Origin of the sequence: Pararhizobium sp., assembly GCF_035497515.1 — a bacterium.
GTDB lineage: Bacteria > Pseudomonadota > Alphaproteobacteria > Rhizobiales > Rhizobiaceae > Pararhizobium.
Window position 1 is genome coordinate 1 of sequence record NZ_DATJDJ010000062.1, and the last position, 10,289, is coordinate 10,289.

Annotated in this window: 9 protein-coding genes; 1 reads left to right on the forward strand and 8 read right to left on the reverse strand. The window is 61.5% G+C overall.

The features are described 5' to 3' along the window. The 5 genes from VL202_RS07010 to VL202_RS07030 form a co-directional block, all read right to left on the reverse strand. Positions 1 to 496 (reverse strand): F0F1 ATP synthase subunit gamma (locus VL202_RS07010; RefSeq protein ID WP_325463413.1); only part of this gene is annotated, 496 nt, incomplete at its 3' end. Positions 497 to 522: 26 nt separating this feature from the next. Further along, positions 523 to 2,052, reverse strand: a complete 1,530-nt coding sequence (gene atpA / locus VL202_RS07015) for a F0F1 ATP synthase subunit alpha (RefSeq protein WP_325463414.1) — start codon at positions 2,050 to 2,052, stop codon at positions 523 to 525. Then, positions 2,052 to 2,618 carry a F0F1 ATP synthase subunit delta gene (locus tag VL202_RS07020; RefSeq protein WP_325463415.1) on the reverse strand — a complete coding sequence of 189 codons (567 nt, stop codon included), beginning with the start codon at positions 2,616 to 2,618 and terminating at the stop codon, positions 2,052 to 2,054. The genes atpA and VL202_RS07020 overlap by 1 nt, the downstream gene beginning before the upstream one ends. 261 nt (positions 2,619 to 2,879) lie before the next feature. Further along, positions 2,880 to 3,266 carry a DUF4345 domain-containing protein gene (locus tag VL202_RS07025; RefSeq protein WP_325463416.1) on the reverse strand — a complete coding sequence of 129 codons (387 nt, stop codon included), beginning with the start codon at positions 3,264 to 3,266 and terminating at the stop codon, positions 2,880 to 2,882. A 166-nt stretch (positions 3,267 to 3,432) separates the two neighbouring features. Further along, positions 3,433 to 5,637 (reverse strand): primosomal protein N', encoded by a 2,205-nt coding sequence (locus tag VL202_RS07030; RefSeq protein WP_325463417.1) that lies wholly within the window; start codon positions 5,635 to 5,637, stop codon positions 3,433 to 3,435. An 80-nt stretch (positions 5,638 to 5,717) separates the two neighbouring features. On the opposite strand from VL202_RS07030, the gene fsa reads away from it, so the two are divergent. Then, the gene (gene fsa, locus VL202_RS07035; protein ID WP_325463418.1) at positions 5,718 to 6,371 is read left to right on the forward strand and encodes a fructose-6-phosphate aldolase; all 654 of its coding nucleotides are present in this window, start codon (positions 5,718 to 5,720) and stop codon (positions 6,369 to 6,371) included. Between the two features lie 73 nt (positions 6,372 to 6,444). Here the strand turns inward: fsa and VL202_RS07040 are convergent, their stop codons facing one another. The 3 genes from VL202_RS07040 to VL202_RS07050 form a co-directional block, all read right to left on the reverse strand. Then, positions 6,445 to 8,259 carry a methyl-accepting chemotaxis protein gene (locus VL202_RS07040; protein ID WP_325463419.1) on the reverse strand — a complete coding sequence of 605 codons (1,815 nt, stop codon included), beginning with the start codon at positions 8,257 to 8,259 and terminating at the stop codon, positions 6,445 to 6,447. Between the two features lie 262 nt (positions 8,260 to 8,521). Next, the gene (locus tag VL202_RS07045) at positions 8,522 to 9,652 is read right to left on the reverse strand and encodes an AAA family ATPase (RefSeq protein ID WP_325463421.1); all 1,131 of its coding nucleotides are present in this window, start codon (positions 9,650 to 9,652) and stop codon (positions 8,522 to 8,524) included. Positions 9,653 to 9,660: 8 nt separating this feature from the next. Further along, positions 9,661 to 10,289: GNAT family N-acetyltransferase (locus VL202_RS07050; protein ID WP_325463420.1), on the reverse strand; the 629-nt coding region annotated here is incomplete at its 5' end.

The window sequence follows — 10,289 nt, forward strand, 5'->3', positions numbered from 1 at the left end:
CGAACAGGCCGATGATCTTCTTGCCGATCTGGTCGGCATTTTCGAAGCCGATCTTCTTGACTTCACGCAGGTCGACACGATCGATGATCAGCGAGGCGAATTCGCGGCGCAGGATATCGAACCCCTTCTTGCCGACGCAGACGATCTTGACCGTCTTGCCTTCGGCGAGCAGCCGGCGAACATGGTCGCGGGCAAAGCGGGCGATCTGGCTGTTGAAGCCGCCACAAAGACCGCGTTCCGCCGTGCAGACGACAAGCAGATGCGTCTGGTCCTGGCCGTTTCCGGTCATCAGACGCGGCGCGCTGTCGTCAGAACCGACAGCGGCTGCGATGTTCGAGAGAACCGCGCTCATGCGCTGCGAATACGGGCGAGCCGCTTCGGCCGCCTCCTGCGCACGCCGAAGCTTCGCCGCGGCGACCATTTTCATCGCCTTGGTGATCTTCTGCGTCGCCTTGACGGAGGCGATCCGGTTCTTCAGATCCTTAAGTGAAGGCATCCGTTTCCGTCCTAACTGCTACCCGATCAGGCGAAGGATTTCGCGAAAGTGTCGATGGCAGCCTTGAGCTTGCCCTTGACGTCGTCGCTGATGGCCTTGTCCTTGCGGATCGTATCGAGAATGTCCTTGCCCTCGGAGCGCATGTAGGACAGGAGGCCCTGCTCGAAAGCACCGACCTTGTTGACGGCGATCTTGTCGAGGTAACCGTTGACGCCGGCGAAGATCACCGCGACCTGCTCTTCCGTCTTCAGCGGCGAGAACTGCGGCTGCTTCAGGAGTTCGGTCAGGCGCGCACCGCGGTTCAGCAGACGCTGCGTCGCGGCATCGAGGTCGGAACCGAACTGGGCGAAGGCGGCCATTTCGCGATACTGGGCAAGCTCGCCCTTGATCGAGCCGGCGACCTGCTTCATCGCCTTGATCTGAGCGGCCGAACCGACGCGCGAAACCGACAGGCCGACGTTAACGGCCGGACGGATACCCTGGTAGAACAGGTCCGTTTCAAGGAAGATCTGGCCGTCGGTGATCGAGATCACGTTGGTCGGGATGAACGCCGAAACGTCGTTACCCTGGGTTTCGATGACCGGCAGAGCGGTCAGCGAACCGGCGCCCTTTTCATCGGAAAGCTTTGCAGCACGCTCAAGCAGACGCGAATGCAGATAGAAAACGTCGCCCGGGTAAGCTTCGCGGCCCGGCGGGCGGCGCAGCAGCAGCGACATCTGACGATAGGCAACGGCCTGCTTGGACAGATCGTCATAACCGATCAGCGCATGCATGCTGTTGTCGCGGAAATATTCGCCCATTGCGGCGCCGGCAAACGGTGCAAGATACTGCATCGGAGCAGGATCGGAAGCCGTCGCGGCAACGATGATCGAATATTTCAGTGCGCCGCGCTCTTCGAGCACCTTGACGAACTGGGCAACCGTCGAACGCTTCTGGCCGATAGCGACGTAAACGCAGTACAGCTTTTCAGCTTCCGGGCCATTATCGTGAATGGCCTTCTGGTTGAGGATCGTGTCCAGAATGATGGCGGTCTTGCCGGTCTGGCGGTCGCCGATGACCAGCTCGCGCTGGCCGCGGCCGACCGGGATCAGAGCGTCGATGGCCTTGAGGCCGGTCGACATCGGCTCATGAACCGACTTGCGCGGGATGATGCCCGGCGCCTTGACGTCAACGCGCGAGCGCTGCTTGGCATTGATCGGGCCCTTGCCGTCGATCGGATTGCCGAGCGCGTCCACGACGCGGCCGAGCAGTTCCGGACCAACCGGAACGTCCACGATGGCGCCGGTCCGCTTGACAGTGTCGCCTTCCTTGATGCCACGGTCGGCACCGAAGATAACCACACCGACATTGTCGGCTTCAAGGTTCAGTGCCATGCCGCGAATTCCACCCGGGAATTCGACCATCTCACCTGCCTGGACATTGTCCAGACCGTAGACGCGGGCAATACCGTCACCGACGGAAAGCACCTGGCCAACCTCGGAGACTTCTGCCTCCTGGCCAAAGTTTTTGATTTGATCTTTAAGAATTGCGGAAATTTCCGCGGCGCGGATATCCATCAGCCGACCTCTTTCAGTGCAAGCTTAAGGCTAGAAAGCTTTGTGCGAAGGGAAGTGTCAATCTGGCGGGACCCGACCTTGACGATCAGACCACCGAGAATAGAGGGTTCAACCGTGACGTTGAGCGTCACGTCTTTGCCGGTGACGCCCTTGAGCGCCGCCTTCAATTCAGTCTGCTGCGCTGCCGTCAGGACATGCGCCGAAGTCACGTCGGCAGAAACTTCGCCACGATGACGGGCGGCGGTTTCGCGATAGGACTTGACGATGCCAGGCACTGCAAACAGGCGGCGATTGCGAGCAACCACCTTCAGGAAATTACCAACGAGACCCGTGATGCCGGCCTTCGCGATAAGCGCGGAAATGGCCTTGAACTGGTCGTCGGCAGAAAAGATCGGGCTGACGATAAGGCGCTTGAGATCAGCGCTCTCGTTGATCAGCGACTGGAACTTGTCCAGATCCGCCCCGACGCTCTCCACCGATCCCGCTTCAAGTGCGAGATCGAAAAGCGAAGACGCATACCTTTCTGCAACACCGGAAATAAGCTGGGATGTGTCTGCCACGGGCACAAGCTTCTCTTATTTTAATTCAACGGCGATGTCTGCGGAGAACCGTAAACCCAACACCTTGAATTTGTTGCTATATTTTTAGGGTTCTGCAAGCCGGGCGGCTTGTTTCCCCCACAAGTCGCGGTTCGTCTAGCATAGGATATCTGGACTCGCAACACGGGAACCACACGAATGCGCTCAAGTTTGGCCGGTTTGGCCGAATTTTGACAAAAATGGGGTATGAACTGACGAGGTCAGGGCTAAAAGCCTCGTTTTGCGGTTTCAAACGAAACCGAAGACATAAGCCAGCGGTAAGCCCGACAACACGATCTGCACGATTAGGAACACCCAGTTCACAACCGTATTACCGCCATCCGATACCATCGACAGGATGCGCCCGAAGGCTGCGAGTGCGAAGGCTGCCCCCAGCGCCAGATACACCATCGGCTGCGCAAGAAGGATTGCAGCAATGCCGATCCCCAGCGGAAAACCACCGAGCGTCGAGCGCGCCTCGGCATAACCGCCCCGCCGCCCCTCGCGAATGTCGAGCCCGAGCGCGCGAAACGCGAGGCCCGGTGCAAAGAGAAAGACGAGCCCGATCAGCGATGTCGCCACGGCTGCGCAGAATGCCAGGAACTCACCCGTTTCTGTTGGAATATAGAGTTCCATATATGCCCCTTCGCGCTCCGCCGCCGATTCGATTATCGCACAGACGGATTCGTCCGGAAAGGCGATCCCATTTCCTCATCCAACTGAAATTCAAGGCAATATCCCTTTTCCGAGAAAAGTGGAGCGAAACGGGATAATGCGACGTCTAAAACCGGCATGCAGGCCGTCACAAAAAGCTCTGCGGATCGATATCCAGTTGCACACTCACCGAGCCGCGCATTTTCGGGCCGTTGGCGAGCATGGTCTTGACGAAGGCCTGCATGTCGCTATTGCGGCGGCCGTGGACCAGAAGCCGGAAACGATGACGGCCGCGGATCAGCGCCAGCGGCGCTTCGGCCGGGCCAAGAATGCTGATGCCGCCGACGCGGGGCGCCGCCTGCCGCAGACCGCGTGCATGACCTTCGGCGTCGGCGCGCGTATCCGCCGCAACAATCACCGAGGCCAGCCGGCCGAAGGGCGGTAGCAATGCCTTTTCCCGCTCATTGATCTCGCGCTCGTAGAATGCTTCCGAATCGCCCGAGACAATCGCCTGCATCACCGGATGCTGCGGCTGGTAGGTCTGCAACAGGCCGAGGCTCTTCAATCCGGTTCGCCCGGCCCGACCGGTCACCTGGCTCAACAGCTGGAATGTGCGCTCGGCCGCACGCGGGTCGCCATTGGCAAGGCCGATATCGGCATCGACGATACCGACGAAGGTCATCATCGGGAAATTGTGGCCCTTGGCCACCAGTTGCGTACCGACGACAATGTCCGCCTCGCCCTTGGCAATCGCCTCCAGTTCCAGCCGCAGCCGCTTGACGCCCATCAGGTCGGAGGAAAGCACGATGGTACGGGCATCGGGAAAATGCCGGTCCACCTCTTCGGCGATGCGCTCGACACCGGGGCCGCAGGCCACGAGATGATCGAACGTCCCGCATTCCGGGCAGGCTTCCGGGGTCTTTTCTGCATAACCGCAATGGTGGCACTGGATCTGGCCGCGAAACCGGTGTTCCACCAGCCAGCTGGAGCAATCCGGGCATTGGAACCGGTGGCCGCAGACACGGCAGAGCGTCAGCGGCGCATAGCCGCGCCGGTTGAGAAACAAAAGCGCCTGCTCGCCACGCTCCACCGCCTTGCCGATATAGCGTAGCATCACCGGCGATAGGAAACCGCCGCGCTCCGGCGGATGTTTTCGCATATCCACAAGACCGAGATCCGGCAGCGCCGCATCGCCAAACCGGGTCGGCAGATGGATCGGCTTGTAGCGGCCGAGATCACCGTTCACGCGGCTTTCGACCGAGGGCGTCGCCGAGACCAGGACGACGGGAAACTCGCCGATTCGGGCCCGCACCACCGCCATGTCGCGCGCATTGTAAAAGACACGGTCTTCCTGCTTGTAGGCCGGGTCGTGTTCCTCGTCGACAATGATCAGGCCAAGATTCTCGAACGGCAGGAACAGCGCCGAACGGGCGCCGGCAACGACCCGCACGCCGCCTTCAGTCACCTGCCGCCAGACCTTTTCGCGGGTTTTCGGCGCGAGGTCGGAATGCCATTCGGCCGGCTTGGAGCCGAAGCGATCCTGGAAACGTTCGAGGAAACTTGCCGTCAGCGCGATTTCCGGCAGCAGGATCAGAACCTGCTTTCCCGCCTTCAGCGTCGCGGCGATCGCCTCGAAATAGACTTCCGTCTTGCCGGAACCGGTGATGCCGTCGATCAGCGCCACGGAAAAGCCGCCCGTTTCGACGCTTTCGAGCAGATCGAGCGCCGCCTGTTTCTGCGGCCCTTCGAGCCGCGGCTCGGCATAATCCGGATCGGGGGCGGCAACAACAGGCGGCGGCGGCATGAACACGGTCTCGAACACACCCTGCGCCGTCAGCCCGTCGATCACGCTCGATGACGTGCCCGCCGCATGGGCAAGCCCTGAGCGCGTCCAGGTAAAACCATTGTCGGCGACCGCGATCACCCGCTCGCGCGCCGAGGTCAGCCGCTCGGGCCGCATATCCGTCAGCCGCAATCCCTCGACCATCGGCTCGGGATCGAAGGCGGCCGGCGCGCGGAGCGCCATGCGGGCAACGAGCCCGGGCGGCGACACGGTATAGGTCGCGACCCAATCGAGGAAGGCGCGCATATCCCTGGCGAGCGGCGGGCAATCGAACGCCCGGGTGATCGCCTTCAGCTTCTTCGGATCGACCGCGTCGTCCTCGGCGCCATCCCAGACGACGCCCAGTACCTGGCGGGGGCCAAGCGGCACCTGCACGATGGAGCCCGGCTCCACCGCCATTCCCTCCGGCACCACATAGGAGTATGCTTTGGGGGCCGGCATGGGCACCAGAACGGGCACGACCCGGCGGGCAAACAGGTCGTCAAACAAATCGGTCGAATCTTCAGTCATCGGCCGTGACCTTGCCCTCGGTTTGCGTTAAAGGAAACCCCGAAACAACAGCACAGCCGCGTGTCCCAAGGGAGAATTCCATGAAGTTTTTTGTCGATACAGCCGATGTAAAAGAAATCCGGGAACTGAACGACCTGGGTCTCGTCGACGGCGTGACGACCAACCCCTCGCTCATCCTGAAGTCCGGCCGCGATATCCTTGAAGTCACCAAGGAAATCTGCGGCATCGTCGAAGGCCCGGTTTCGGCGGAAGTCGCCGCCACCGACTACGAATCGATCATGAAGGAAGCGGCCGTCATTTCGAAGATCGCCGACAATATCTGCATCAAGGTGCCGCTGACGCTCGATGGCCTCAAGGCCTGCAAGAACCTGTCGTCCGACGGTCACCTGACCAACGTGACGCTGTGCTTTTCGGCCAACCAGGCGCTGCTCGCCGCCAAGGCCGGCGCAACCTTCGTTTCGCCCTTCATCGGCCGCCTCGACGATATCGCGCTCGACGGCATGGACCTGATCCGCGAAATCCGCCAGATCTTCGACAATTACGGCTTCGAGACCGAGATCCTCGCGGCATCCGCCCGCACGGTCAACCACATCAAGGAAGCAGCCCTGATCGGCGCCGACGTCGTTACCGCACCGCCGGCAACGCTGAAGGCACTGGTCAAGCACCCGCTGACCGAAGCAGGCCTTGCCACCTTCCTCGCCGACTGGGCAAAGACCGGCCAGAAGATCGCCTGATCGATCCCGATTTCAGTTGAAAACGCAAAGGCCTCGCGAAACGATTCGCGAGGCCTTTTTCGTGAATGGTGCTTCAGGCCGCTTTTCTTAGGCGGCCCTCCGTCGTGCCGGAAACCTGGAAACGTCCGGCCGCGTTGTTCAAATCCTGCACTTCGTCGCTGAGTTCACGGCAGGCGGCATTGGTCTCTTCGACCATCGCGGCATTCTGCTGGGTCATCTGGTCCATCTGGTGCAGCGCTGCGTTGATCTCCGACAGAGCCGCCGTCTGTTCGCCTGCGGCAGTCACGATGCCGCCGATCAGGCCGTTCACCTGCCGGACATGCTGCTCGATGCCGATCAGCGCCGAACCGGTTTCGTTGACGAGATGCACGCCGCCGGCCACTTCCTGCGTGGATGCCTCGATCAGCGCGGTGATCTCGCGTGCGGCCTTTGCCGAGCGTCCGGCCAGTTCACGCACTTCCTGGGCCACGACCGCGAAACCCTTGCCGGCATCCCCGGCGCGCGCCGCCTCGACACCGGCATTCAAGGCGAGGAGGTTGGTCTGGAACGCGATCTGGTCGATGACGGTGATGATCTGGCGGATTTGCGCCGACGAATCGGCAATACGCTCCATGGCAGCAACCGCGTCACGGACGACGATCGCGGACTTTTCCGCCCCCCGCTTTGTCGCCTCCATCACCGCGCTGGCTTCTCGTGCCCGCTCGGCGGAATTTTTCACCGTCACGGTGATTTCATCGAAGGCGGAAGTGGTCTGCTCCAGCGAAGCCGCCTGCATTTCGGTGCGCTTGGCGAGATCGTCGGTGGCACCGGCGATTTCCAGTGAATTGGTCCTGAGGCGCGCCGATGTATGAAGAACGGTCGAAATCGTCTCGGCCAGCCGTTCGACGCTGCCGTTGAACTCCGTGCGCAGCGCCTCGTATTCCGCGGCGAAGGACTGGCGGATCCGGATTGACAGATCGCCATTCGACAGCTGCTCCAGTCCGTGGGTCAAGGCCTCGATGACCTGCAGCCGCCCGGCCTCCTCGGCCGCCTTCTGCTGGCTCAAGGCCATGTCGCGCTCACTCTGCCTCTGCCGGTTGTCCTCGGTGCGCTGGCGGGCATTGCGCCGTTCGATCGCGGCTTCCCGGAAGATGGAGACGGATTTCGCGACATCCCCGATCTCGTCGGATCGACCGGCATAGGGCACGTCCTGATCATAATCGCCAGAGGTCAGCGTCTTCATGTAGGACGACATGGCGGCCAGCGGCTGGACGGCACGGCGGCGGAAGAACCAGAGGCCGGCAAGCAGCAGGCAGACCGAGGCGACCGAGCTGATGAACGCGGCTGCGGACAGCGTGCCTGTGTCGGCGGCAGCGGCGGTTTCCTGCTCCTTCAGGAAGGTATCGGCCATGGCGACGAGTTCGTTGACGGCGGTTTCGTGGTGATGAAAACTTGTCTTCAGGTCACTGAGCGCGCGCTCAGCGGCCGCCAGGTCATTTGCTTGAAAGGGCGCGAGAAACTTCTTGTCCATGACCTCCCAATAGAGATCGCCACGCGCCAGAACGTCGTTTTCCAGCTTGGCCATCAGCGTGGCCGGAGCAGTCGATGCTTTCCAGTAGACCCGGCGATCCTCGAAGGCTTGTTTCAGGACGGCGATCTTGTCGAGATTGGCCTTGGCGAATTCCGGATTGGAAACCGCCTCCATCGCCAGCATGTAGGATTCGACGGTATAGAGCGGCGGTGGCAGGATGTCGGCGATCAGGTCCTTGCCGTAGATGATCTGGGTATAGACCGGGCCGTTGACCCGCAACTTGTTGAAGGCATGGGTCTTGATGCCGATCGACAGGACAAGGCCGCCAATCACGATGGCACCGAAAATAAGCAGTCCGCGGGCAATGGTAAACTTCATGCAATCCCTCCAGCCAAAAGTCCTCGCACGAAGAGGTCTCCAGCGGGCGCGGGACAATCATCGGTGCAAGCCTGAAAAACCCCGGATCTCGACCGGCGCGGAGCGTCCAGCATCATGCAACCGGCCGTCTCTCGACGAGCAGACCAGCACCCTCCTGATGGTTGGTTAAATTATAATATAATTATTACGCTGTGATTAACTGTATTAGCGGTTTGTGCTGCCGTTACCGTGGGTTGGAGGTTTTGATCCAAAAAGCGGAATATCACTCCTCGTCATCCATCATCCCCGTCAGTCGCATGCCCTCGATCCAGGTCGCGCCGTCGGTGCGGATGACGCGTTTGCGGCGGGTGCCGCAGCGCGCTTCGATCTCTGAAGCCAGCGCCTCCGAATGGGTGACGATCCAGATCTGGCTGTCGGTGGAAGCGGTGGCGATCATGGCGGCAAGCGCCGGCAGCATGTCGGGATGCAGGCTCGTCTCCGGCTCGTTGAGGGCGATGAAGCGTGGCCGGCGATAGGAGAGCAACGCGCCGGCAAGGGCGAGAAAACGCATCTGCCCGTCCGACAGTTCACGCGGCGAAAACTGGCGCTTCGGAAAGTCTGGAAACACCAGCGAGAATTCGGCGAATTCCATCGGTTCGGGAATGACGAGCCGGGCGCCGCCAAAAGCATCGCCAATCGCGCGATCAAGATCGACCGTATCCCCGCGAGTATGGCGCAGCGTCGCAAAGACCGCCGCCAGGTTGGAGCCATCCTCGTCCAGCATCGGCGCCGTGACGGCAAGGCAGGGCGAGCGCAGCGGCGAGTCGCGGTCGGTGCGGAACCCGTGAAAGAAACGCCAGCCATCGATCACCCGCCGCAGCGTCCCGACCTCAGGATAGTGACCGGCATCGCCGAGCAGGCCGATGGCGGTGTCCGATGTCAGCGCTTGCTCGGGATAGTCGTTCATGCGGCCCGTTTCGTTGCGCACCTGAATCAGCGGGCCTTTCCGCTTCATCATGACGGCGGGACGCCGCCCGGCATCAACGCTGAGTTCCTCCTCCTTGATCTGCGGCTCGAAGACAAAGCCGGCCATCAGCGGTGGGCGCAGGCCGCATTCGATCCGGTAGAAGAAGGTCGCGGCGCGCTCCTCATCCAGAAGCTCGACCTCGAGCTTGACCCTCACGGGATCACCGCTTCGGCGCGTGCCGCTCCATAGCGCGGAGGCCATGCCGCCCTCGCGGGCGATCTCGTATGCCAGCCGGCCGCGCACGGCCGCCTGTACCAGTTGCAAGGCGCGGTAGAGATTGGATTTGCCGACGCCGTTTTCGCCGATGAACAGGTTGACGCTGCCCATGTCCATGCGAATGGATTTCAGCGAACGGTAATTGGCGGCGAACATCGATCGAATCTGCATCATGCAGCCTATCCGATCGTCTCCGGGGACGAAACCGGGTTGCGGAAGTCGGCATCCGCATCGCCGGCGAGGTCGTGGACCGTGTGCCGCTCCAGCCCCCGCGTCACCTCGACCGGATCGCCGTCCAGCGCGTCGGGCTGGATCATGTTGCCGATGGTGAAATCGAAGACGTCGCCCTTCTTGTTCAGAAGCTCGTGGAAGACGGTCATGTCGCGCAGTTCGGTCGACCATTTGGCCAGCCAGTAGAACAGGCCGGAATTGCGCGCCGACATGTGCACCGGCAGGATCGGCAGGTCGTACTTGCGCGCCAGCGACACGGCCGAGATCTTCCAGGGCCGCTCGTTCAACCGACCGTCGCCCCAATAGGCGATACGGCCGGAGGGAAAGAGAATGGCGGCCTTTCCCTCGGCAAATGCCCGGTTCGTGAGGTGAAGCGTCTCGCGCGTCTTCAGTTTGCTCTTGTGCTCCTCGCGCCATTCGACCGGAATGATCATCTCGGCGAACCGCGGATTGACCCGGATGGCATCACGATTGGCGAAGAACATCATGTCCGGGCGACGCGTCTTCATCAGGTCGAACATGGCGATGCCGTCGGCAATCCCGGTCGGGTGATTGCTGACAAGCAGAAATCCGCCCC